This is a genomic window from Mycobacterium sp. (assembly GCF_032159565.1).
Classification (GTDB): domain Bacteria; phylum Actinomycetota; class Actinomycetes; order Mycobacteriales; family Mycobacteriaceae; genus Mycobacterium.
On the sequence record NZ_JAVHWR010000032.1, the window covers coordinates 1 to 22,199 of the forward strand.

General features: G+C 66.1%; 21 protein-coding genes and 1 pseudogene. 9 read left to right on the forward strand and 13 right to left on the reverse strand.

Going from position 1 to position 22,199, the window contains the following annotated elements; genetic code table 11:
• Positions 1 to 550: 550 nt before the first annotated feature.
• Entirely contained in the window at positions 551 to 1,567 is a 1,017-nt protein-coding gene (locus QOC76_RS04035) for an Rv2578c family radical SAM protein (protein WP_526354422.1), read from the forward strand.
• A 34-nt stretch (positions 1,568 to 1,601) separates the two neighbouring features.
• Here the strand turns inward: QOC76_RS04035 and QOC76_RS04040 are convergent, their stop codons facing one another.
• The 4 genes from QOC76_RS04040 to QOC76_RS04055 form a co-directional block, all read right to left on the reverse strand.
• Complete coding sequence (locus QOC76_RS04040) at positions 1,602 to 2,855, reverse strand: acyl-CoA dehydrogenase family protein (protein ID WP_526354424.1); 1,254 nt, start codon at positions 2,853 to 2,855, stop codon at positions 1,602 to 1,604.
• A 63-nt stretch (positions 2,856 to 2,918) separates the two neighbouring features.
• Positions 2,919 to 4,052 carry an acyl-CoA dehydrogenase family protein gene (locus QOC76_RS04045; protein WP_526354426.1) on the reverse strand — a complete coding sequence of 378 codons (1,134 nt, stop codon included), beginning with the start codon at positions 4,050 to 4,052 and terminating at the stop codon, positions 2,919 to 2,921.
• A gap of 7 nt (positions 4,053 to 4,059) precedes the next feature.
• On the reverse strand, positions 4,060 to 5,283 hold the full coding sequence (locus QOC76_RS04050; protein ID WP_526354428.1) for an amidohydrolase family protein: 1,224 nt from the start codon (positions 5,281 to 5,283) through the stop codon (positions 4,060 to 4,062).
• 100 nt (positions 5,284 to 5,383) lie between these two features.
• Complete coding sequence (locus QOC76_RS04055; RefSeq protein ID WP_526354430.1) at positions 5,384 to 6,016, reverse strand: TetR/AcrR family transcriptional regulator; 633 nt, start codon at positions 6,014 to 6,016, stop codon at positions 5,384 to 5,386.
• A 48-nt stretch (positions 6,017 to 6,064) separates the two neighbouring features.
• On the opposite strand from QOC76_RS04055, the gene QOC76_RS04060 reads away from it, so the two are divergent.
• Positions 6,065 to 6,949 carry an acyl-CoA thioesterase gene (locus QOC76_RS04060; protein ID WP_526354432.1) on the forward strand — a complete coding sequence of 295 codons (885 nt, stop codon included), beginning with the start codon at positions 6,065 to 6,067 and terminating at the stop codon, positions 6,947 to 6,949.
• 93 nt (positions 6,950 to 7,042) lie between these two features.
• Positions 7,043 to 7,621, forward strand: coding sequence for a hypothetical protein (locus QOC76_RS04065; protein ID WP_526354434.1), 579 nt, complete (start codon positions 7,043 to 7,045; stop codon positions 7,619 to 7,621).
• Here QOC76_RS04065 and QOC76_RS04070 read toward each other — a convergent pair.
• Genes QOC76_RS04070 through QOC76_RS04080 form a run of 3 tightly spaced genes read right to left on the reverse strand, consistent with a single transcriptional unit; the run spans position 7,611 to position 9,620 of the window.
• Entirely contained in the window at positions 7,611 to 8,444 is an 834-nt protein-coding gene (locus tag QOC76_RS04070) for a mycofactocin-coupled SDR family oxidoreductase (protein WP_526354436.1), read from the reverse strand. The two genes, QOC76_RS04065 and QOC76_RS04070, sit on opposite strands and share 11 nt — an antisense overlap.
• Positions 8,428 to 8,946, reverse strand: a complete 519-nt coding sequence (locus QOC76_RS04075; RefSeq protein WP_526354438.1) for a DinB family protein — start codon at positions 8,944 to 8,946, stop codon at positions 8,428 to 8,430. Before QOC76_RS04075 ends, QOC76_RS04070 begins: the two co-directional genes overlap by 17 nt.
• Entirely contained in the window at positions 8,943 to 9,620 is a 678-nt protein-coding gene (locus QOC76_RS04080) for an MBL fold metallo-hydrolase (RefSeq protein WP_526354440.1), read from the reverse strand. The genes QOC76_RS04075 and QOC76_RS04080 overlap by 4 nt, the downstream gene beginning before the upstream one ends.
• A gap of 227 nt (positions 9,621 to 9,847) precedes the next feature.
• Here QOC76_RS04080 and QOC76_RS04085 point away from each other — a divergent pair, with 227 nt between their 5' ends.
• On the forward strand, positions 9,848 to 10,288 hold the full coding sequence (locus QOC76_RS04085) for a hypothetical protein (protein ID WP_526354442.1): 441 nt from the start codon (positions 9,848 to 9,850) through the stop codon (positions 10,286 to 10,288).
• 11 nt (positions 10,289 to 10,299) lie between these two features.
• On the opposite strand, the gene QOC76_RS04090 is transcribed toward QOC76_RS04085, so the two are convergent.
• Both QOC76_RS04090 and ypfJ read right to left on the reverse strand, forming a co-directional pair.
• A complete protein-coding gene (locus QOC76_RS04090) occupies positions 10,300 to 11,946 on the reverse strand; it encodes a DUF885 family protein (RefSeq protein WP_526354444.1) in 1,647 nt (548 codons plus the stop codon).
• Positions 11,939 to 12,832, reverse strand: coding sequence for a KPN_02809 family neutral zinc metallopeptidase (ypfJ, locus tag QOC76_RS04095; protein WP_526354446.1), 894 nt, complete (start codon positions 12,830 to 12,832; stop codon positions 11,939 to 11,941). The genes QOC76_RS04090 and ypfJ overlap by 8 nt, the downstream gene beginning before the upstream one ends.
• A gap of 31 nt (positions 12,833 to 12,863) precedes the next feature.
• On the opposite strand from ypfJ, the gene QOC76_RS04100 reads away from it, so the two are divergent.
• On the forward strand, positions 12,864 to 14,396 hold the full coding sequence (locus tag QOC76_RS04100; protein WP_526354448.1) for a carboxylesterase/lipase family protein: 1,533 nt from the start codon (positions 12,864 to 12,866) through the stop codon (positions 14,394 to 14,396).
• 243 nt (positions 14,397 to 14,639) lie between these two features.
• On the opposite strand, the pseudogene QOC76_RS04105 reads toward QOC76_RS04100, so the two are convergent.
• Positions 14,640 to 15,132 (reverse strand): annotated as a pseudogene (locus QOC76_RS04105) (ketopantoate reductase family protein); the annotation flags it as partial.
• Positions 15,133 to 15,210: 78 nt separating this feature from the next.
• On the opposite strand from QOC76_RS04105, the gene aspS reads away from it, so the two are divergent.
• Together aspS and QOC76_RS04115 are read left to right on the forward strand one after the other, a co-directional pair.
• Complete coding sequence (gene aspS / locus QOC76_RS04110; protein WP_526354450.1) at positions 15,211 to 16,986, forward strand: aspartate--tRNA ligase; 1,776 nt, start codon at positions 15,211 to 15,213, stop codon at positions 16,984 to 16,986.
• Positions 16,983 to 17,414: a nitroreductase family deazaflavin-dependent oxidoreductase gene (locus tag QOC76_RS04115; protein ID WP_526354452.1), complete on the forward strand. Its 432-nt coding sequence runs from the start codon at positions 16,983 to 16,985 to the stop codon at positions 17,412 to 17,414. Before aspS ends, QOC76_RS04115 begins: the two co-directional genes overlap by 4 nt.
• Before the next feature lie 66 nt (positions 17,415 to 17,480).
• Here the strand turns inward: QOC76_RS04115 and QOC76_RS04120 are convergent, their stop codons facing one another.
• Positions 17,481 to 18,662: a thiolase family protein gene (locus QOC76_RS04120; RefSeq protein ID WP_526354454.1), complete on the reverse strand. Its 1,182-nt coding sequence runs from the start codon at positions 18,660 to 18,662 to the stop codon at positions 17,481 to 17,483.
• A gap of 95 nt (positions 18,663 to 18,757) precedes the next feature.
• On the opposite strand from QOC76_RS04120, the gene QOC76_RS04125 reads away from it, so the two are divergent.
• The gene (locus QOC76_RS04125; protein ID WP_526354456.1) at positions 18,758 to 19,228 is read left to right on the forward strand and encodes a winged helix-turn-helix transcriptional regulator; all 471 of its coding nucleotides are present in this window, start codon (positions 18,758 to 18,760) and stop codon (positions 19,226 to 19,228) included.
• 3 nt (positions 19,229 to 19,231) lie between these two features.
• On the opposite strand, the gene QOC76_RS04130 is transcribed toward QOC76_RS04125, so the two are convergent.
• Entirely contained in the window at positions 19,232 to 20,641 is a 1,410-nt protein-coding gene (locus QOC76_RS04130) for a YncE family protein (protein ID WP_526354458.1), read from the reverse strand.
• Between the two features lie 131 nt (positions 20,642 to 20,772).
• A complete protein-coding gene (locus tag QOC76_RS04135; protein WP_526354460.1) occupies positions 20,773 to 21,192 on the reverse strand; it encodes a lipoprotein LpqH in 420 nt (139 codons plus the stop codon).
• A 51-nt stretch (positions 21,193 to 21,243) separates the two neighbouring features.
• On the opposite strand from QOC76_RS04135, the gene QOC76_RS04140 reads away from it, so the two are divergent.
• The gene (locus QOC76_RS04140) at positions 21,244 to 22,173 is read left to right on the forward strand and encodes a DUF389 domain-containing protein (RefSeq protein ID WP_526354463.1); all 930 of its coding nucleotides are present in this window, start codon (positions 21,244 to 21,246) and stop codon (positions 22,171 to 22,173) included.
• Positions 22,174 to 22,199: the final 26 nt, after the last annotated feature.

Below are 22,199 nucleotides of genomic sequence, written 5' to 3' on the forward strand. Positions count from 1 at the left end.
AACGCTCGGCGCCCGCCAGGTACCGCTGCCACAGGTCGTCGTCGGAGGGTCTGGCGATGGCGACGGTGCATTCGGCGTCGGAGTCCCACCAGCTCATCAGTGCGCCGTCGACGTTGGTCGGGGCGAATGCGCGGGGCAGTTCGATGACTGTCATGGTGTCTCCCATCAGGCTGAAAACGTCACCGCTCCGGCGCTTCTGCTGCTCGCACAAACGCAAAGTGGTGCAGATTCAGCAATCTAACAAGCAAACCTCGATACCGCCAATGAACAGTAATAAGTACCGAGTAGCTAATATTTCGCGAAGATCTGAGCGACAATTCAACAGATCGGTGGTTAAGCCTGCTAATTACGCCTGCGGTCGCGGTCACGGCATCATCGCGTCATCCGTGCGCTAATCATGCGGGCCAGTGTGTTGACGGGCGTGGGCAACCTCGTCATCGAAGACGCCCCATGCCGTCGCCCGCCCACGTGACGGCGGACCTGCCGCCCTCAAGCCGGTCGTGATTCCGAACGCTTGACATTGACTCGAACATAGGTTCGAATTAATGGCATGCGGTGGGACGGTCAAGGCGTCAGCGTCGACGACGGCGCACTGCCCGGCCTGCAGCGCATCGGATTCGTCCGCAGCGTGCGCACGCCGCAATTCGAAGGCATCACCTTCCACGAAGTTCTGTGCAAGAGCGCGCTGAACAAGGTGCCCAACGCGTCCATGCTGCCGTTCCGGTACACCGTCAACGGCTACCGCGGGTGTTCGCATGCCTGCCGGTACTGCTTCGCCCGTCCCACCCATGAGTACCTCGACATGGACTGCGGCACGGACTTCGACTCCCAGGTCGTGGTCAAGACCAACGTCGTCGAGGTGCTCCGGCGTGAACTGCACCGGAAGTCGTGGCAGCGCGAGACCGTCGCGCTCGGCACCAACACCGATCCGTATCAACGCGCGGAAGGCCGCTACGCGCTGATGCCGGGAATCATCGAGGCGCTGGCGGACTCCGGCACACCGTTTTCCATTCTCACCAAGGGCACGCTGCTGAGGCGTGACCTTCCGCTGATCGCCGACGCGGCCAAGCGGGTCGACGTCAGTGTCGCGGTGTCGCTCGCGGTGGGAGACCCCGCGCTGCACAGGGACGTCGAGCCGGGAACGCCTACGCCGCAGGCGCGGCTGGGCCTGATCACCGCGATCCGCGATGCCGGCCTTGACTGCCATGTGATGGTCGCGCCGGTGCTGCCGAAGCTGACCGACACGGTCGAGCATCTCGACAATCTGCTCAACCAGATCGCCGCTGCGGGCGCGACCGGCGTGACGGTGTTCGGGCTGCATCTGCGGGGATCGACAAGGGGCTGGTTCATGTCGTGGCTGGCGCACTCGCACCCCGAGCTGGTCGCCGACTACCGGCACCTGTACCGGCGCGGCGCCTACCTGCCAGCCGAGTACCGAGACATGTTGCGCGACAGGGCGACCCCGCTCATCAACAAGCACGGTCTTGCGCCTGGCCGGCGATCGTTTCGAACGAGGGAGGCGTCCGCGGCCTTGACGGCCGACGTGGCTCAGCCCACTCTGTTCTGATTTCAGACTCGACGATCAGACTCGACGATGGAACTCAGCGCTTGTTGCGTTTGACCTCTTTGAACGGCACGCCGCGGTCGGCGGCCGCCTCGCGCGGGAACCCGAGCACCCGTTCACCGATGATGTTGCGGGCGATCTCGGTCGTGCCGCCACCGAGCGCGGCCGTCTGCCTCGACAGGTAGCGCTCACCGAACCGGAGCAGATCGTCGTCGCCTTCGACGACGCCGGCGCTGCCCGCAAGCGCGACCGCGGTGTCGAATCCCACCTGATGGGTCTCAGCGTGGGTTATCCGGATGATGGATCCCGCCGCCGGCGGCAACGAGCCGTCGAGCACGCCGTGGTAGACGTGGTCGATCAGGCGTTCCTGGACCGCCTTGTGCACGATCGCCCGACCGGCCCGCTCGCGGGCCCGCTCATTATCGGCCTGGCCCGTCGCCTCGAGAAGCCCGACCCAGTCGATCGGCACGTCGGTCTTGCCCTCGGCGCCGATCCCGCTGGCGAACTCCGAACCGCCGCCGACCGCGCGCCGCTCGTGATACAGCTGCCGGGACGCCACGTGCCAGCCCTCGTTGACTTCGCCGACGACGGCGTCGTCACCGAGTTCGAGGTTGTCGAAGAACTCCTCACAGAACTCGACCGAGCCGTTCACCTGTTTGATCCGGCGCAAGGTGATACCGGGACTGTTGATCGGAACCAGGAACATCGTCAGGCCCTCGTGCTTGGGCACGTCCCAATTGGTTCGGGCCAGCATCAGCCCGTAGTCGGCGGCGAAAGCACTTGTGCTCCAGGTCTTTGCGCCGTTGATCACCCATCTGTCGCCGTGTCGGTCGGCGCGGGTGATCACACCTGCAAGATCGGATCCGCCACTGGGCTCCGACAGAAGTTGCACGAGCACCTCGTCACCGCGCAGCGCGCCGGAGATGTGCTCTTTCTTCTGTTCTTCGCTGCCGGTGTCGAGAATCGTGGCGGCACAGATGGTGAACGTCGGTGTGTTGAGGATCATCGGCAGCTCGTAGGTCCGCGAGGCTTCGTCGAACGCCCGCTGATACTCGATGGGCAGTCCGAGCCCGCCGTATTCGCGCGGGAAACAGATGCCTGCGAACCCGCCGTCATAGAGCTTGCGTTGGAGTTCGCGGGCCCGCAGCCACGGCGCTTCCTCGCCGCGATCCGCGTCTGGCGGATCGGCCGGGTCGATGAGCGGCATGTTCTCGGCGAGCCAGATCCGTGCCCGATCGGCGAATTCACGGACGGATTCGGTTGTGGCGGGCGCCGACGTCGTCTCGGTCATGTCGGCTCCTCGCGCAAGCGCTCGTCGGTCATGTCGGCTCCTCGCGCAAGCGCTCGTCGGTCATCATGCGCTACTCGCGTCCGCGGTGAGCGCGTAGACGCGCAGATTGTGGTCCTCGGGTGTGCCGAACATCGAGCGGTCGAGCATGACCCGGCGCAAGTACAGATGCAGGTCGTGCTCCCAGGTGACGCCGATGCCGCCGTGCAACTGGACGCAGTCCTGCAGCATGGCCGGTGCATATTCGCCCACATAGGATTTCGCGACGCTGACGGCCATCTCCGCGTCGGGGGAGCGCCTGGCCACCTCCGCCACAGCTGCATTGGTGGCGGCCTTGCACGCCTCGAACCAGATCTTCAGGTCGGCGTAGCGGTGCTTGAGCACCTGATACGAGCCGAGCGGCCGGCCGAACGAGTGCCGGTCGAAGCCCCACTGGAGGGTGAACGTCAGCACGGCGTCGAGGATGCCGACGACCTCGGCGCACTGAAGTATCTGCGCGATCTGGGCCTGCCGGGAGATCATCTCCGCCGTCTGCTCCGCCGCGCCGACGGCCGCCGTGGCATCGATCTCGACGCCATCGAAATGCACACGGGCATAGCTCTTCACGAGGTCGACCGACCGCTGCGGTTCGACACGAACGCCTGGCGCATCCGTCGCCACGAGAAACTGCCTGACCGTGCCGTCGCAGTCCGCCACCACCAGAAGCACCGCGCTTTCGGCGGCCGCCTCGACGCGGTCCTTCGCGCCGTCGAGCCGGAATCCGGACTCGGTGGGCGTCGCTGTCACACCGGGATTCAACGGCGCCCATGGCTTGCCCGGTTCGTACACTGCCCACGATGCGACAAGCTCGCCGCTCACCAGCGATCCGATTGCGGCCTCGTGGTTTTCGGGCGCCTCGACGAGTCCGGCCAGCACGGTGCTGACCGGATGCAGCGGTCCTGGCGCGACGGTTCTGCCTGCGAGTTCGGCCACCACCGCCAGATCCTTCACGCCATTGCCCGACACGGAACCGCCGCCAAGCGATTCGGGTACGAGAAGGCTCGTCCAGCCGAGCTCGGCCGCCCGCCGCCACCAGGCGGCGTCGAAGGCGATACCGGCAGCGTGCAGTTCACGCAGCCGGCTCAGCGACGCTTCCTTCTCCAGGAACGACTGGGTGGTCGAGGCGAATAGCAGGACCTCGGGATTCGCGGCTTCGGTCACGGCTCGGTCAGGTCAGAACGAGGGCCGGCACGTCTGGCTTGTGAACGACCTCGTTCGGAATCTTGAAGAGGTCGATCATGTTGCCACCCATCACCTTTCGCTGACCCTCCTCGTCGAGGCCCTGCAGGTCGTCGACGAGCTTCGTCGGCTCCGCCAGGCCCTCGGGGTGGGGCCAGTCGGAACCGAAGATCACGCGGTCGACACCGCACAGGTCGGCCATCTGGGCGAAGTCGTCCTCCCAGAACGGCGCGACGTAGACGCAGCGACGGAAGGCCTCGATCGGATCCTCGAGGAAACCCTGCGGCATCTTCGAGTAGACACTCTTGAACTGCTTCAGCAGATAGGGCACCCAGTCCGCGCCGTTCTCGATCGACAGGATGCGCAGATCCGGGTTGCGGGTCAGCGCACCATGGCAAACCAGCGCCGCCATGGTGTCCTCGATGGGACGCTTGCCCATCGCGACCATCCGGAACGAGGTCGGCGCGAACGGCTTGAACTCATCGCCGGGCTCCCAGTCGTTCAGATACTCCGAATATCCGCTGTCTGAGGCGTGCATTGACACTGGGATCCCCGCATTGACGCAGGCGGCCCAGAACGGGTCGAACTCTTCCAGGCCCAGCGAGCGGGTGCCCCGGTAGCCGGGTACCGGCGCAGGCCGGACGAGCACGGTCTTGGCGCCGCGCTCCAGGCACCAGTCCAGTTCCTCGAGGGCGCGGTCGACGACGCCGAGGTTGATGACCGGCGTGGAGAAGATCCGGTTTTCGTAGTTGAACTGCCACGTCTCGTACATCCATTCGTTCAGCGCGTGAACGATGTCGAGGATCAGGTCGGGATCGTCTTTGAGGCGCTCCTCGACAAGGCTGGCCAGCGTCGGGAACATCAATGTGTAGTCGAGGCCGAGTGCGTCCAGGGCCTCCAGCCGCGCAGCGGGATCGCGGAATGCGGGGATCGCCTTCATCGGCTTGCCCATCACCTCGCGATAGCTCTTGCCGCCGCTGCCGTGCCGGAAATATTCCTCTTGAGCGCCGGGCCGGGCGACGACCTCGAACGTCGGGTTGGGGATGTAATCGCTGACCACGTTGCGGACCATGATCTTGGTGCGGCCACGGACGTCGATGTAGTCGATGACGCCCTTGCGGTGATCCGGCAGGAACTGCGTGAGCGCCTCTTTGGGCTCGTAGAAGTGGTTGTCGGCGTCGAACACCGGATACGGGAGCTGGCGGGCCGGCATATTCGCCTCCTGGAAGGCTCGTTGGGCTGGAGTGGTAATGACATTACCACTTTACGACCAGCGAAAACACTGCCCCTCGAGAAGGGCCCTTCTCGGCAGGTCAGGCGGGGTCGGCCGCGCCGAGGGCGGCCGCGCAGAAGTCGTAGATGTGGTCGGCTTCGACGGGAACGCCGCTCAGTTCGGCGCCGAGAAGGTGCAGGCGCATCGCACCGAGCGCCGACTGCATGATCAGGGCCGCCGTGGCGTCGACATCGACGTCCTTGCGAAACGACTCGTCGGCGATGCCGCGGTTGATGATGTCCTTGATCAGTTCGTGCACGGGGGAGAGCACGCGCGCGTACTCGCGCGGCAGCGCCTCGGCCAGGTGGTCGTTGTAGTAGGTGAGGCCGCGGTTGACCTTGTCCTGGGTTGTCGATTCCGCAGGCGTGCAAATCCGGTCGATCAGCATCCGCAGCGCGGCAACGGGCGGTAGGTCGGTGGTGTCCTCGCGCCATTTGCGCGTCGACTCGGACATGATCTTGTCGATCAGCGCGAGCAGCAACTCGTCCTTCGTGGAGAAGTGCTGGTAGAAGGACCGCAGCGACGTCTTCGAGCGTTCGACGACCTCGAGCACGGTGAAGTCGGTGCGGCCCGTTTCACCGAGGATCGCCAGCGCCGAGCGCATGAAGCGTCGCTCGCGGGGTTCGGTTTCGGCGCCGACCGCCTGACTCGGCCGCCCGCTGGACTTCGCCATGGTAATGACGTTACCGGTTCCGCGGGCGCTCGGTTACTGTTCCGTCCCATGACGACAGACTCAGCGCAGACGCAATGGACGGTGCAGGCACTGCTCGACCTGTTCGACGTGGCACCCGACGGTGAGAACCGCTTCATCGCCCAGACCGGTCCCGCAGGCGAAGACCAGCGTCAGGTCGTCGAGGGCACTCAGGTGCTTGCGCAGATGATCGTCGCCGCGGCCAAGCGATTCGCGGAAAAATCGGTGCGTTCTGTCTATGCGGTGTTCGGGCGCGCGGTGATAGTCGGAGCAGGGCCCCTCGAGTTGGAAATCGACGTTGTGGGTGAAGGCCGTTCGACCGCGACCGCGGTGCTGTCGGCGAAGCAGAACGGCAAGCGCTGCATCACCGCGACGATCCTCGCCGACGTGCCCACCGAAGACGTGATCCGGCATCACCTGCCCCGCCCCCAGGTGGCGGCACCCGCGGAGGCGAACGTTGCGGAGATGCCGATGGCGGGACGCCAATTGCGGTTGGTCGACGTCGTGGACGTGAACAGTCCCGACGAGGTGGGGCCGCCGGAGTTGTACGCCTGGCTGCACTACGACCCGATCCCGGACCGCGACGACCTCGCCAAGGCGCTGATCGCGTATTTCACTGGCCATCTTGGGATTTCGACGACGATGCGTGCGCACGAGGGCATCGGCACCAGCCAGGCACACCTGACGGTGTCGACCGCACCGATGACGGTGTCGGTCTCCTTTCACGAACCGGTCCGCTGGGACGGCTGGATCCTGTACACGCACGAGAGCACGCAGGTCGGCGCTGGCATGTCCTATGTCCGCGGCGCCGTGCACACCGAGGAGGGTGAGCTCATCGCGTCGTTCACCCAGGACGCGCTGATCCGGCCACTGCGTACCACGGACACCTCCATCAAGGAGCAGTCGCGGCTGTAACACGCGCAAAGCAGACCTTTACATATTCTCGTAGAAATGTCACGCTGTGGTGAGTCGCAGCCCGGACACCCGCTCGTCGAGATTGGACCCGCTATGTCGCCGCAGACTTACCGCACGCTCAAGCGCAACGATCCGAGATCGCAGTCGGCGCCACGGTCACCGGCGCGCGCCGGCACGGTGTTGCGGCACGAGATGACCGTCGTTGCATCCAGCGTCGCCGACGTCGTGACATCGGCAGGCGGTTGGCTGTACGACCGAAGGATGGCCGGCTGGCAGGTGAACGTTCTGGTCGCCGACCGCACCGGTGCACGCGCCCTGCAGATTCTCGGAGCGCAGGTGCTCGACCTTGGCGGAGACCTCGAGGCGATCACCGACGATCCCGACCGGGCCGCCACCGTCGCGGTCGCCGCCGACGTGTACTGCAGCGACGAACGGGTCCGGCGCTTCGTCACCACCTCGGACCGCCGTCGCGCCGAAGTGGCGCTGTGGGGCGACGCCGGGTCGCTCGGCGAGAACGTCAGCGCGGTCTCCTACCGGCTGACTACCGCCGCAAGGGTATTCAAGGCGCAGGCGTTGTTGGCCGCAGGCATCGGGGACGAACCGGTCTCGGCGACGGAACCGCTGTTCCGGTGCGGTGTCACCGCCCTGGCCCCCGTGGCCGCTAGATCTTGAGATAGCCCTTCTCCGCGGGGATTTGCGCCGCGGTCACCAGCGACGAGGCGTCGCTGGCCAGCCATACCACGATTTCGGAAACGAGATCCGGTGCTGCCAGCGAGTCGGTGGGCAGCGCGCCGGGCGAGAAGCTGTGGATGAAGTTCGGATGGTCGGCGAACATCTGCCACATCGACGCATCGTTGCCCATCGGGGTGTCGGTGCCGTACGGGTGCACCGAGTTGACCCGGATTGCGAACTCGCCCAACTCAACCGCGAGCGAGTTGGTCAGCCCGACGACGCCGAACTTGCTGGCGCAGTAGTGCCCGCAGCCGGGCACGGCCTTGACACCCGCAGCGGAGCTGATCGTGATGATGGACCCGCCGTTGCCAGCCTCGATCATCGGCGGCACCACCGCTTTGACGGTGTTCCACAACCCGGTCAGGTTGACGTCGATGACGTCCTGCCACTGCTGCGCTGAAATCTCCCACAGCCGACCCCAATTGAGCACACCGGCGTTGGCGACCACGATGTCGAGACGGCCGAACTGTTCGATTGCGCCGGAAACCACCCGCTGCTGGCCGGCGAGATCGCGGATGTCGACCTCCTCGGCGCGAACCTTGCGGCCTTCGCCCTCGACGAGGTTCACCGTCTCGGCGAGGTCGGCCGGTTCGGCAGGCGGGTAGCCGTTGTGCTCGGCGACCGGGCCGCAGGCGTCGACCGCGATGATGTCGGCGCCGGCACGGGCGAGCCGCACGCAATGAGAACGTCCCTGCCCGCGGGCGGCACCGGTCACATAGGCGACCTTCCCCGCCAGCGGCTTGTGTTCAGCCATGGTCGACATCGTGCGCGTGGTGAACGATGTCGTGCAAGTGGTAGACCGCGATCGACGCGACTGTGAACTGACTGCCGTTGCTTCGAAGTCCGCGCCGCGACCATGCGTCGAAGGGAACATGATCGTAGGTGTCCGCCACGGCCGCCGCCGCATCGGCGAGTTCCGATGTGACGACGGCCGGGTCTTGCGAGCGGTAGTCGTCCTCGATCGCGGTCGCGTCCTGATCCCAGTTGGCAAAACGCGGCTCGTCCTCGGTGAGCATGAGCCGGACGCGATCGTGAAAGATCCGGTGCACATCGCGGATGTGGCAGCCGTACTCCAGCGCCGACCACACCTCTGGCCGTGGCCGCACTCCGACATCGGCAGCGCTGAGCCGCCGCCGCCATTCGCCCGCGTCGGCGCGAATGCGGCCTGCGACATCGGTGTGGCTGACCAGCGAGGTGTCGAATCCGCATTCGGGACACTGGCGCGTGATGACCCAGGTCCAGTCCTTGGTATCGGGCTCGATCATGGCGTCAGTGTGACAGCCGCCTCACGGATCCGATCACCCGCGCCGGTGTCGATGGGGTCGCCGTGCCCGAAGCACGCCGTCGCAACGTCCAGCGCCGCCAAGCGCTTGAACGATGCGACCGCGCGCGCCCGATCCTGGTTGAAAACCCCGAGCAGAACCGATCCGACGTTGGCGATGGTGTCGCCCGCGAACAGCACCCCGTGTTCGGGTAAGTGCACCGCGATGCTGCCCTCGGTGTGCCCGGGTATCGCGAGGACGTGTGCACCGCCACCGAAGTCCAGCACGTCGCCGTCATTCAGCTCCAGGTCTACCGGGACGGGAGGAGCGACGGCAGGCAGGTCCGCCGAAACCCGTTCGTGGACGGGGACTTCCCAGTCTTCGAACGCGGGTGGCGGCATGGCGGCTTCGCCGCGGATGACGGCAGCATCTCCTGTGCCAGCCATCACAAGTGCCCCGGTCGACTCACGCAGTTCTGCGGCCGAACCGGTGTGGTCGACGTGGCCGTGCGTCAACACGATTCGGTCGATGCCGGGCACGGCGGCCGCGATTTCGGTGCCAGAGCCAGGCGCTCCGGTGTCGATCAGCGTGGCATTGTCGCCGTCGCGCCAGACGTACAGCTGCCAGCCGTTGACGCGCAGCATGGTCAGGTTCGCGGTGACGGTAAGTGATTCCATCTCTCAACGCTAGGTCAAGGGAACACACTGGGTCGGCGACTTCGCCCTCGGCGAACTTCGCTGTTGCAAAACAGATTTCGGCACCGACGTCTCTGCGAGCAAAATGCGCATAAGTCGGTGAATAGCGGTTATGCGGGTTGTGCGCACAAGCGAGCCACCGCGCCGTGAGAACCATAGCTTCGGTGCTACCAGTAACAGACACACACAGGAGCACACAGGAGCTTTAAATGAACACCAACACATCTCGTGGCCTTATCGGCTTCGTCGCCGCCCCCGTCACCGCCGCGGCCGTCATGGCGGGCGCATTGGGATTCGCCAATGTCGCCCATGCCGGCGTCACACCCGGCCTCAATGTGCACGCGTCCCGGATGATGCTGTCGCGGGAGTCCCTTGCGCAGCAGAAGCAGGTGCACGGTAAGAGCGCGGCTCCGTTGGATCAGCAGAGGCAGCAGGAGGAAAAGCAGTCCGATAGTCCCGCCAAGCAGGAAGCTTCCGAACTCAAGGGCGATCCGAAGGCTGAGCAGGTGAAGCAGACGGCGCTCAAGACGGTCGAGTCGCTGGCGAATGTCCAGCCGGCCGAGCCCAAGGCGCATACGTATGCGCTGAAGTCTCCGATCCACAAGCCGGTGAGTCTGATGCGCGCCGGCTTCTCACAGATGGCTCGATGAGAGCGCGCGACTCAGGTTTCCGACAGCGCCGCCCTGAGCACGTCGAGCGGCAGGCCGCCCAGATCCAATGCGCGGCGGTGGAACTCCTTCAACGAGGTTCCGCGACCTACCAAGTCGTCACGCAGCTGTTGCCAGATCCGCTGGCCGACCGCATATGACGGCGCCTGGCCCGGCCAGCCGAGGTAGCGGTCCAGCTCGAAGCGGAGGTTGGCCTCCTTCATCGCACTGTGCGCCTGCAGGAACACCCATGCCTTGTCGGCGTCCCATGTGCCACCGTCGGGGGCGGTCATACCGCAGTGCACGCCGATGTCGATGACCACGCGGGCGGCGCGGAATCGTTGAGCGTCAAGCATTCCCATGCGGTTGCCTGCGTCGTCGAGCCAGCCGAGCTCCGCCATCAGCCGCTCCGCATACAACGCCCAACCCTCGCCATGACCCGACACCCAGCAGCCCAGCCGACGCCAGCGGTTCAGCTGGTCGGCCAGCACGACGGCACGACCGATCTGCAGGTGATGGCCGGGAACGCCTTCATGGAAGACCGTGGTGGTTTCCTGCCAGGTGTGGAAGGTGTCGACGCCCGGCGGAACCGACCACCACATCCGTCCCGGCCGGATGAGGTCCTCTGACGGGCCGGTGTAGTAGATACCGCCGGTGTGGGTCGGTGCGATCATGCACTCGAGATTGCGCAGCGGCTCAGCGATCTCGAAGTGCGTGTGGGCCAGCGCATCGACGACGCGATCGGACAGTTCCTGCATCCACGCCTTCAGTGTGTCGGTACCCTCCACGACGTACCGCGGTTCCTCGTCGAGTCGGCTCAGCGCCTCGGCCACCGACGAACCGGGGTAGAGCCGATGGGCGATCGACTCTTGTTCGGCCACAATCGCTTCCAGCTGGCGCAGGCCCCATTCGTAGGTCTCGTCGAAATCCACCGCCGCGCCGAGATAGAGCCGGGAGTACAGCCGGTAGGCGTCGCGGCCGAACGCATCCTCGCCACGGGCATGCGGGCCGACGTCGTCGCGCAGCACGGCCGCGAGCCTGCTGTACGCGTCGGCGGCCGCCGACGCCCGCGCTTGCAGGTCGGCGTGCAGGACCTCGTTGCCGGGCGCCGCCTCGGCCACCATGTCGCAGAACAGCTGCTGGATCTGGCCCGCCTGCTGGATACCTCGGCCCACCTGTCGAACTGCGGGCGAATGGCCGGCCGCGACCGCTGCGCGAAGCGACTCGGCATAGCCCGCAACGCGATCGGGCACCCGGGACAGCCGCTCGGCGATCACCCTCCAATCGTCCTCGGTGTCAGTGGGCATCAGGTCGAACACGTCCCGCATCGACTGCAGCGGCGACGCGATCACGTTCAACTCACCGATGTCGAGGCCCGCATCGTGCAATTCGAGCTGGACTCCGAGTCGCTCCCGCATCGCGGCGAGTGTCACGACGTCGACGTCGTCATCCGCCGTGACGCCATCGAGCTCACGCAGTGCGCTGCGGGCGGCATCGGCACGCGCCGTCACACCGTCGGGGGAGTAGTCGGTGATGTCGGTCTCGTAGTTGACGTCGTGGCCGACGATACCCATTTCCGTTGCCGCGCAGGGATCCAGCGCGGCATACGTCGCGAGATAGCGCTCAGCTACATCGTCGACTGCGGTAGTGCGCCTACCCAAGGTCGGCGGTGGCGAAAGTGTCGCAGTTGTTCGGATCGCCGGTCTGATATCCCACGGTAAACCAATGCTGCCGCTGCTCGGATGATCCGTGTGTCCATGACTCGGGGTTGACACGTCCGGTGGCCTGCTTCTGGATCCGGTCGTCGCCGACCGATGATGCGGCGGACAGCGCGTCGGCAATGTCCTTGTCGCTCAACGGCTCCAAGAACGGGACGTCAGTGCCCTCCTGCTTGGTTATCGACGCGTAATGCGCCCAGACGCCCGCGTAGCAGTCGGCCTGCAGTTCTGTGCGGACGCCGTTTCCCGTGGCTCCCTGTGCGCCCTGCTGGGCGCGGCCTAGCGTGCCCTGCAGATTCTGCACGTGGTGGCCGAATTCGTGGGCGACGACATACTCCTGGGCGAACGGTCCACCGCTGGAACCGAACTGGGTGCGCAGCACCTCGAAGAAGTCGGTGTCGAAATACGCCGTCTTGTCGACCGGGCAGTAGAAGGGTCCGACGTCGCTCGTCGCCGGACCGCAGCCCGTATTGGTTGAACCGCTGAACAACTGCACGCGTGGGCGTGTGTAGCCCTTCAGCAGTTGCTGCCACACCGCGTCGACGGAGTTGCCCGTCGCGACCACCCGGCACTGCACGATGTTGTTGGCGTCTTCGCCAGTGCGACACTGGTTCAGGTCGAAGCCGGGGGCGTCGTATCCCTGGTCGGCATACTGCCCTTGTTGCTGCGGGATCACCTCGCTGGGATTGACCCCGAGGAGCAGCGCGACAACAACGATCAGAAGGCCACCGAAACCGCCTCCGATCGCGATTCCACGGCCGGGACCGCGACCTCCTCCGCTGCTCGACGTGGTGCTGGTGTCGATCTGCATACCCTCGTTGAAGGTCATGGCTGCAAGCTTTGCACACTACGATTCGGGTGTGGCAGTTGTTGCCGGACATTACACCGTCGTGCACACCGAATCCGGTGCTCTGCGCGGCACGACAGAGGCCGCGGACGCGAGGAGCGCAAGAGGTCGGCGTGTCGCGGTGTGGCGTGGCGTCCCGTACGCCGAGCAACCGGTCGACGAACGACGGTTCCTGGCGCCTGCCCCGCTTCGGCCGTGGTCGGGAGTGCGCGATGCCGTCGAACACGGGCCGCTGCCTCCGCAGAGCAAGTCGTTCGTCGGCGGCGGCCGCGACGACCCGAAGGTGCGCGACGAGGCATGCCTGACGTTGACGGTGTGGTCGCCCGATACCAGCGCCTCGCTACCGGTGATGGTGTGGATCCCCGGCGGCGCCTTCGTGTTCGGTGCGGGTCAGTTCCAGCTGTACAACGGGTCACGGTTGGCGGCGAACGGCAACGTCGTCGTCGTCAACATCACCTACCGGATAGGCGTTTTCGGTGGGCTCGAACTCAGCGACCTCGGCGAAGGGTTCGACGACAACCTCGCCCTTCGGGACCAGATGGCCGCGCTGCGCTGGATCAAGGCGAACATCGCGGCCTTCGGCGGCGACGCCGAGCGGGTGACGGTGTTCGGCGAGTCAGCGGGCGGCACCTCCGTTCTGGCGCTGCTGGCCAGTCCGGCCGCTGACGGTCTGTTCCGCCGTGCGATCGCGCAGAGCCCCGCGCTGCCGCTGATCGCCGACCGCGAATTACGGGCGAAGCGTGCGCACGAGTTCCTGCAGCGGCTCGGGGTGAGCGCCGACAAGGTCAAGGCGCTGCCGCAGCGGCAACTGCGCCGGGCCGCAGGCCGGCTGCAGATGCAGAGCGCAGCCACCACGCCGACTCTGGCCTACGGGCTGACCTACGGGGTAGACCTGCTGCCCGCGCACCCGGTGGATGCGGCGCGCGCAGGCGCGCTGGCCAAGGTTCCGCTGATCATCGGCACCAACAGCCACGAGGCGTCGATGTTCGCCTGGACCAAGCCGCCGATGCTGCCGACGACGGCGGCGTCGATCGACGCGTACATCGAGCGGGCCGCGCCCGGCGCGCGGCAGCGACTGCTGGCGGCCTATCCCGCGTATCCGCGGCGACGGGAATTGATCGCGTTCGGCTCCGACGTGATGTTCGGCGCTCCGGCGTGGGCGTTCGCCGACGCCTACAGCGCGTACGCGCCGACCCACATGTATCGCTTCGACCACTTCGGCTTCAGCCTGCGGCTGCTCGGGCTCGGCGCCACCCACGGCAGCGAGATCGTGCACATTCAGCACAGCTACAGCTCGTTTCTCGGCCGCAAGATGCATCCGCTCGGACGGCGGCTGGCGCCCGCGGTCGGCAGACGCATGCAGCGGGCATGGCTCGACTTCTCGGCTCAAGGTTGGGAGACGGGTGAGATCGACTGGTCGAGCGGCCAGGACTGGCCGGTATACGACAGCGAGCGACGGTTGACCCGGATCATCCAGTCCTCCCGCGACCGGGTGGTCGCCGACCCCGATGGCGACCGCCGCGCGGCCTGGGCCGGCCTTTACTAGGCCGCCGCCGGGTATCGTTTGGATGCGTAGTCACGCAGGTTGTAGAGGAATTTCTCCGAACAGCCCCGACATCACCGGCCGGCCGAGGCTCATGCCAAGCAGCGCCGCCACACCCTGGGGCTTCATCGCCATCACCCAGGTCAGCCGGCAACCGGCGGCCGTGGGCTCAAGGCGGTAGTGTCGGCGAACGCCGCGATGCTTCCGCTCGACGCTTCGTTGAACCGAAACGCCGTGTGCGGGTTTGACGGAGACGCCGGTGTCCCGCAACAGATTCGCCAGCCGGTGTGCACCGGCCGACTCGGGCAACACCAGTCGAACGTCGGTGCGCAGCCGAACCCAGCCGTCGGGATGTGGCTCCGCCGAGAACCACACGACGGCGGGCACCACTTCCGACGACGGGCACAGCGGACCCACGCGCTCGATCTGCTCGACGCCGTTCTGCAGTGCGCACACCACCGTGCGGTCGTCGCAGAGCCGCGCCAGCCATCCCGACGCGTTTCGGTTCTGGGTGTCCTTGACCGCCAGCAACACCACGTCGACGGGTCCGTCGACGTCGGCGGGGTCGGTGTGCACTGGACCGGGTATGACGATCGGGTCCTTGTCGTCGGGCCTGACCTCCACCCGATCGCGCGGTGTGTGGCCGCACAGCAGCACATGATGACCTGCCGCGTGCAGTAGAGCCGCCATCGTCGAGCCGATCGCCCCCGGGGCCGACGACCGCAACGCTGGTACCCACAAGGCCAAGCTACCGGCGGATTCGCTGCCACTACACTGTTGCAGTCGTCTCGTCAGGCCATTCCCAGGGAGATTTCTCGTGCTGCGCAGCCATGCCGCCGGTTCGCTACGGGCCACCGATGCCGGTCAGAAGGTGACGTTGGCCGGCTGGGTTGCCCGGCGCCGCGACCACGGCGGCGTGATCTTCATCGACCTGCGCGACGCCTCCGGCGTTTCGCAGGTGGTCTTCCGCGAGGCCGACGTCCTGCAGGCGGCGCATCGGCTGCGCGCCGAGTTCTGCATCGCCGTCGAGGGCATCGTCGAGACCCGGCCCGAGGGCAATGCGAACCCGGAGATCGCCACCGGTGACATCGAGGTCAACGCGACGTCGCTGACCGTGCTGGGGGAGAGCGCGCCGCTGCCCTTCCAGCTCGACGAGACGGCGGGCGAGGAGGCCCGGCTGAAGTACCGCTACCTCGACCTGCGCCGCGAGGGTCCAGGTAATGCAATCCGGTTGCGGTCCAAGGTCAACGCGGCCGCGCGCGCTGTACTGGCTGCGCACGATTTCGTCGAGATCGAAACGCCGACAATGACCCGGTCCACCCCTGAGGGTGCCCGCGACTTCCTGGTCCCCGCCCGCCTGCAGCCGGGGTCGTTCTACGCGCTGCCGCAGAGCCCGCAGCTGTTCAAGCAGCTGCTGATGGTGGCAGGCATGGAGCGCTACTACCAGATCGCGCGGTGCTACCGCGACGAGGACTTCCGCGCCGACCGTCAGCCGGAATTCACCCAGCTCGACATGGAGATGAGCTTCGTCAGCACCGAGGACGTCATCGCGATCTCCGAAGAGATCATCACCGCGTTGTGGGCGCTGATCGGGTATGACGTGCCCACCCCTCTGCCACGGATGACCTACGCCGATGCGATGCGCCGCTTCGGCTCCGACAAGCCTGACCTCCGATTCGGCCTGGAACTCGTCGAGTGCACGGACTTCTTCGCCGACACGCCGTTCCGGGTGTTTCAGGCGCCCTACGTCGGCGCGGTCGTCATGCCGGGAGGGGCGTCGCAGCCACGCCGCACGCTCGACGCCTGGCAGGACTTCGCCAAACAGCGTGGACACCGCGGACTGGCCTACGTATTGGTGGGCGACGACGGGACGCTCGGCGGACCCGTCGCCAAGAACCTCTCGGATGCCGAACGCGACGGTCTCGCAGCACATGTCGGCGCATCACCCGGCGACTGCATCTTCTTCTCAGCGGGTCCGGCGAAGCCTTCGCGGGCCCTGCTCGGCGCCGTGCGCATCGAGGTCGCCAAGCGGCTGGACTTGATCGATCCCAACGCGTGGGCGTTCACGTGGGTGGTCGACCCGCCGCTGTTCGAGCCGGCCGACGAGGCGACCGCCGCGGGCGACGTCGCTGTGGGATCGGGTGCATGGACCGCCGTCCACCATGCGTTCACCGCACCCAAGCCGGAGTACGAGGCCGCTATCGACAGCGATCCGGGCAGCATCCTGGCCGACGCCTACGACATCGTGTGCAACGGCAACGAGATCGGCGGTGGGTCGATCCGTATCCATCGTCGCGACGTCCAGGAGCGGGTGTTCGCGGTGATGGGCCTCGATAAGGCGCAGGCCGAGGAGAAGTTCGGATTCCTGTTGGAGGCGTTCACCTTTGGCGCTCCGCCGCACGGCGGCATCGCGTTCGGCTGGGATCGCATCACCGCCCTGCTGGCCGGGATGGACTCGATCCGGGAGGTGATCGCCTTCCCCAAGTCCGGCGGCGGCGTCGACCCACTGACCGGCGCGCCCGCCCCGATCACGCCGCAGCAGCGCAAGGAATCCGGAATAGATGCCAAGCCGGAGAAGCTGGACAAGGCATGAGCGAAACCCCTGACGCTGACTTCATGCGGGAATTCAACAAGAACCTCATCGACGACTTTCGCGCCAACGGCGGCAAGGTCGGCGGCCCATTCGCCGACGCCGATCTGCTGTTGCTGACCACCACGGGAGCCAAGTCGGGTCAGCCGCGGCTGGCGCCGTTGGCGTACTTCACGGTCGACGGCAAGCTGATCATCATCGGTTCCAAAGCGGGCGCCGATACCAATCCCGACTGGGTGCACAATCTGCGGGCCAACCCGCAGGCGCACATCGAGGTCGGCACGGATGCCTACGACGTCACCAGTCGCGAGTTACCGCGTGCCGAGCGCGACGAACTCTTCGACAAGGTGGTTGCCGCTGCACCCGGTTTCGCCGAATACCAGTCGAAGACGTCGCGCATCATTCCGCTGTTCGAGCTGACCCGGGTCTGAAGATTGCACTCAGGGTCGTGAAAGGCACGGGATCACGACCATGAGTGCAATCGCAGGGGACAAGCCTTACAACCGCTCGATGATGGTGGCGTTGGCCATGCCGCCCGCCTCACACATCGTCTGAAGCGCATAGCGCCCGCCGCGCTGCTCCAACGCGTTGACCATCGTGGTCATGATCCGCACGCCGCTGGCGCCGAGCGGATGGCCGATCGCGATCGCGCCTCCGTTGACGTTCGTCTTCGCCAGATCGGCGCCGGTGTCGTGAGCCCACGCCAGCACCACCGGAGCGAATGCCTCGTTGACCTCGAACAGGTCGATGTCGGCGAGGGCGAGCGCGGCGCGCTGCAGCACCTTCTCGGTGGCCGGGATGACGCCGGTCAGCATGTACAGCGGGTCCGACCCGACCACGGTGGCCGTGTGGATGCGGGCCAGCGGACGCAGGCCCAGGCGCTTGGCGACCTCCGACGTCGTGATGAGCACCGCAGCGCTGCCGTCCGACAACGGTGACGAGTTTCCCGCGGTGATCGACCAAGTGATCTGCGGGAATCGCGCCTCGTAGGCCGGGTTGTAGAACGCCGGTTTGAGGGCCGCCAGCGTCTCGACCGTCGTACCGGGACGGATGATTTCGTCGGTCGCGAGCCCGGCGATGGGTGTCAGCTCGTTGTCGAACCGCCCCTCTTTGGTTGCCGTTGCGGCCTTTTCGTGACTGCCTGCCGAGAATTCGTCGAGCTGCTGCCTCGAGAATCCCCACTTTGCCGCGATCAGTTCCGCGCTGATGCCCTGCGGCACAAGGCCGTCGGGATAGCGCTGCGCCATCGCGCCGAACGGATCGCTACCCGGCAAGACGCTGGAGCCCATCGGGACCCGGCCCATCGACTCCACGCCCGCGGCGACCACGATGTCATACGCGCCGGAAACCACGCCCTGGGCGGCGAAGCTGATAGCCTGCTGGCTGCTGCCGCACTGGCGGTCGACGGTCGTCCCCGGTACCGATTCAGGAAAACCGGCGCCCAGCAATGCATTACGGGCGATGTTGACCGCCTGGTCGCCGACCTGCGTGACGGCGCCCGCGATCACGTCGTCGATCTCCGAAGGGCCGATGCCCGTTCGATCCAGGAGCTCCTTCAGGCTGTGGGCGAGCAGGTCGACCGGCAGCACGTCGTGCAGTGCGCCGCTGGCCTTGCCCTTCCCGATAGGGGTGCGTACCGCTCCGACGATGACCGCGTCCCGGCCTACATAACCGGCCATTTCTGCCTCCTGCGACTCGACGCTAAGTAAAGCTGTCTATACCCAGCTATACCACCTGGGTATACTTAGAACAACTCAGAAGCGAGGTGAATTCCATGACAGTGCTGCAAGGCAGGCTGGCCGATCGAGACGCCTGGTCAGCGGTGGGCGAATGTCCGATCGAGAAGACGATGACGCTGCTCGGCACCAAGTCGGCGATGCTGATCCTGCGGGAGGCGTACTACGGCACAACGCGGTTCGACGACTTCTGCACCCGGGTCGGCATCACCAAGGCGGCGGCCTCCGCCCGGCTCAACGAGCTGGTGGACGCCGGGCTGATGACCAAACGGCCCTACCGCGAGCCGGGCCAGCGAGCCCGCGAGGAATACGTGCTGACGTCCTCGGGCGCCGAGTTCATGCCGGTGGTGTGGGCGATGTTCGAGTGGGGTCGCAAGCACCTGCCGAACCGAACGCCGCTGCGGCTGGCGCACGCGGGCTGCGGCGCCGAAGCCGGCGTCGAGATCCGCTGCGCTAAGGGGCATCACGTACCGGCCGATGAGCTCGTCGTGCGCGCAGGCGGCCGATGACGATCAGGTGGTGAAGCAGTACGAGTCGCTCGACGCGTCACCGCCCTGCAGCCGGGTCTGGTGCACGCGAAGTCCGCGGAAGTCGTCTCCGTGCGGGAAGAACCCGACGTCGGTGTCGAGCCCACCGCTCGCGACGTCGGCGTCGAGCTTGGCCATCCACGAGCCGACGCCGTCGGGGTAGAAGACCTCGTCCCAGGACGCGTAGAGGGAGTTGGTGACATAGACGCGCTTGCCGTCGCGGCTGATCTCGACCATCTGCGGACCGCCGCCCAGGGGTTGGCCCGGAAATGCAGGGTGAGCTTCGCGCCTGACTATCCCGCCAAGCCTCACCGACGCCGTCTCCCGCGGGTGAAACGGATCGCTGACGTCAAATTGTTTGAGTTCTCCTGTGCCCCAACATGATATGTACAGCCACCGGTCGTCGACAGACAAGTCGATGTCGCTGACCAGCGGCGGTACCGCGCCGAACCCCTTCAGGAGGGGCGGCAGGTCGGCGGCGTCGGCGGGCTCAGCCGGGATGACGATCACCTTCTGGACCGCCCACTGATCGCCGTCCCTGTGCCACAACCAGATCGATGCCGACAGATCCTCGACACTGATGACGACGCTTGCAAACCCGTAGGACTTGGACGGGTCATGGGCCGGGCGCAGCTCCAACACCATTTGATGCTCGTCGCCGAGGTCTATTCGCTGGCTGAGCTTTCGCTCCGACATGCTCCAGAAGTTCAGGTGGTGGCCGAATCTGCGGCCCAGCAGATTTTCGGGGTCTAGACCATTCTCGATCATCGACGGCGACGCCCATTCGGAGGTCACCACAGTGTCCTGCTGTAGGTGCCACCAGAAGTCGTAGGCGAAGAACTGTTCCCCCCGGTCTTTCTCCCACGGTTCGAGCACTTCAAACGTGTCGTGGTCGAGGAGCGCGATGCCGCCGGGCCCGTCCTCGCCGTTCGCGCCACCCAGAGCAGACATGAAGATGCCCCCGGGCCCGCAATGCACGGTGTGCGGACGGGAATAGCCCGCCTTGGCTGCCAGCTCACCGGCCTCAATGGTGTGCTTCAACACCGGATTACATGGATCGGGCTTGGTATCGAGGACATAGGTGGTCGACGACCTGATTCCCGGCACGAGAAGGTAGCGCCGCTCCAGACCGTTGTGATGGTCATGGCCTTCGTGGCACAACGCGCTCGAGCATGCGTTCCAACCGAAATGATGAAGCTCGTTTCCGGCCGTCGGCAATTCGCTCCATCCGACCACGCCGCCGTAGCCGGCCGAGGCGGGGTCGCAATCAACCACCGCTATCGCGTCCTTGACCCGGCCGGCGGCGTCGAAGGCGGCAACGTAGGCGAGTTCCTCGGGGGCGGCGGTCGCGGCGGCGCCCGGTGTGCGGTAAAAGGTGGGGTCTGTCGCAGGCATGGTTCAAATGATCCTCCGGCGCGGAGTCAGGAGGTTCTGTTCGCCAGAAACGCCTTGACGAGTGTCTTCGGCGACTGCGCCGGCCACGCGTCGGCGACGATGCGGGCCACGTCCGGGAAGGACGCCACGTCTCAGCAGCTGGTGGTGATGTCGAACGTCGCCGTCGTGCTCTGGTTGGGCTTGTCGGCGAAGGCGCCTTGGGCCTCACCACTGATGGAGAACTTGTTCTGGCTCACCTTCGCCTGGGCCTTGCCGAGATTGTCGTCCCAGTAGATGCCGGTGAAATTACCCAGGTTTCGGATGTCGACCGCCTGAGCGGTCACCGTGTCACCCAGCCGGATCGTCGCCGTGAATCCCGGCTCCTTGTCGAGTGTCTCGATGGTGTAGCTCTGGCCGGTCTGGTAGCAGGTCACCGGTTGCGGCGCGTTGGTGGCCTTACCGTCGATGATCACCTTGGCGTCACGGGTGCCCAGTGCCGCGGGAGGACTCGAGCAGCCCGCCACGCCGACTGCGACGAAGAGTGCGGCTGCTAGGGGAAACCGGCGCTTCATGAAAGTGACATTAGAGCAGCGGCCGTCGGCGAAGGGCTAGTGTCGCTGAAAATGCTGCATTTACGGGTCATCACACCGGCTGCGTTGCGCGATGCCGTGATCGATGCGCTGACCGACAATCCCGGCGTGGCACACATTGTGGTCCATCGCGACGCCGCGCTGGACCCCCCAGGTGACGAGATCACCGCCGACATCGCGCGGGAATCCGCCAACGACGTCATCGAGGCCCTGAAGGCCCTGGGAGTAAAGGAGCGCGGGGCGATCACGCTGGACGTCGTCGACACCGTGCTGTCGACACGGGCCTACCGCGCCGAGGAGGAAGCGGCCGGTGATCCGGCCGATGCGGTGGTTTGGGACGAGTTGGCCGGACGAACCCGGGAAGAGTCCACACTCAACGTCACGTTCTTGACGTTCCTCTGCCTGGCGTGCCTGATCGCGGCGGTCGGTGTGGTGACCGACTCGCCCGTCACCGTCGTCGGCGCGATGGTGGTCGGCCCCGAGTTCGGGCCGTTGGCGGCGCTGGCCGTGGCTTTGGTGCGACGCAAGACGTATCTGGCGCGTCGGGCGGCGCTCGCGCTGCTGGTCGGTTTCCCGGTTGCGATGGCCGTCACCGCGATCGGCGTATTCGCAGGTGAGGCGGTGGGCTGGATCGAAGTCACCAGCCTCCGCCAGCTGGAACAAGTGGATTTCATCTTCCGCGTCGGCCCTCTGTCGTTCGTCGTGGCGCTGTTCGCAGGCGCCGCGGGAATGCTGTCGTTGGTCTCCGCGAAGTCAGCAGCCCTGGTCGGGGTGTTCATCTCGGTGACGACCGTGCCCGCGGCCGGCTTCGCCGTGGTCGCCGCGACGGTGGGTGACTGGGACGTCGCCGCCGAGTCCGCCGTCCAACTCGTTGTCAACCTGGTCGGTATCGTGCTCGCCGGAATTCTGGTGCTGTGGTTGCGAGGGGTCGCCGATCGACGGCACTGGCACACCGTCAGCTGAGGCCTGAACTGCGCGGTTCCGTCCGT

Coding starts and splice junctions, on each gene's coding strand:
- QOC76_RS04065 (WP_526354434.1), top strand. CDS start 7,043: ATGTCGCCGCAGACTTACCGCACGCTCAAGCGCAACGATCCGAGATCG.
- QOC76_RS04085 (WP_526354442.1), top strand. CDS start 9,848: ATGAACACCAACACATCTCGTGGCCTTATCGGCTTCGTCGCCGCCCCC.
- QOC76_RS04035 (WP_526354422.1), top strand. CDS start 551: ATGCGGTGGGACGGTCAAGGCGTCAGCGTCGACGACGGCGCACTGCCC.
- QOC76_RS04080 (WP_526354440.1), bottom strand. CDS start 9,620: ATGGAATCACTTACCGTCACCGCGAACCTGACCATGCTGCGCGTCAAC.
- QOC76_RS04120 (WP_526354454.1), bottom strand. CDS start 18,662: ATGGCCGGTTATGTAGGCCGGGACGCGGTCATCGTCGGAGCGGTACGC.
- QOC76_RS04055 (WP_526354430.1), bottom strand. CDS start 6,016: ATGGCGAAGTCCAGCGGGCGGCCGAGTCAGGCGGTCGGCGCCGAAACC.
- QOC76_RS04130 (WP_526354458.1), bottom strand. CDS start 20,641: ATGCCTGCGACAGACCCCACCTTTTACCGCACACCGGGCGCCGCCGCG.
- QOC76_RS04040 (WP_526354424.1), bottom strand. CDS start 2,855: ATGACCGAGACGACGTCGGCGCCCGCCACAACCGAATCCGTCCGTGAA.
- ypfJ (WP_526354446.1), bottom strand. CDS start 12,832: ATGACCTTCAACGAGGGTATGCAGATCGACACCAGCACCACGTCGAGC.
- QOC76_RS04140 (WP_526354463.1), top strand. CDS start 21,244: ATGCTGCATTTACGGGTCATCACACCGGCTGCGTTGCGCGATGCCGTG.
- QOC76_RS04075 (WP_526354438.1), bottom strand. CDS start 8,946: ATGATCGAGCCCGATACCAAGGACTGGACCTGGGTCATCACGCGCCAG.
- QOC76_RS04135 (WP_526354460.1), bottom strand. CDS start 21,192: ATGAAGCGCCGGTTTCCCCTAGCAGCCGCACTCTTCGTCGCAGTCGGC.
- QOC76_RS04125 (WP_526354456.1), top strand. CDS start 18,758: ATGACAGTGCTGCAAGGCAGGCTGGCCGATCGAGACGCCTGGTCAGCG.
- QOC76_RS04060 (WP_526354432.1), top strand. CDS start 6,065: ATGACGACAGACTCAGCGCAGACGCAATGGACGGTGCAGGCACTGCTC.
- QOC76_RS04070 (WP_526354436.1), bottom strand. CDS start 8,444: ATGTCGACCATGGCTGAACACAAGCCGCTGGCGGGGAAGGTCGCCTAT.
- QOC76_RS04115 (WP_526354452.1), top strand. CDS start 16,983: ATGAGCGAAACCCCTGACGCTGACTTCATGCGGGAATTCAACAAGAAC.
- QOC76_RS04050 (WP_526354428.1), bottom strand. CDS start 5,283: ATGCCGGCCCGCCAGCTCCCGTATCCGGTGTTCGACGCCGACAACCAC.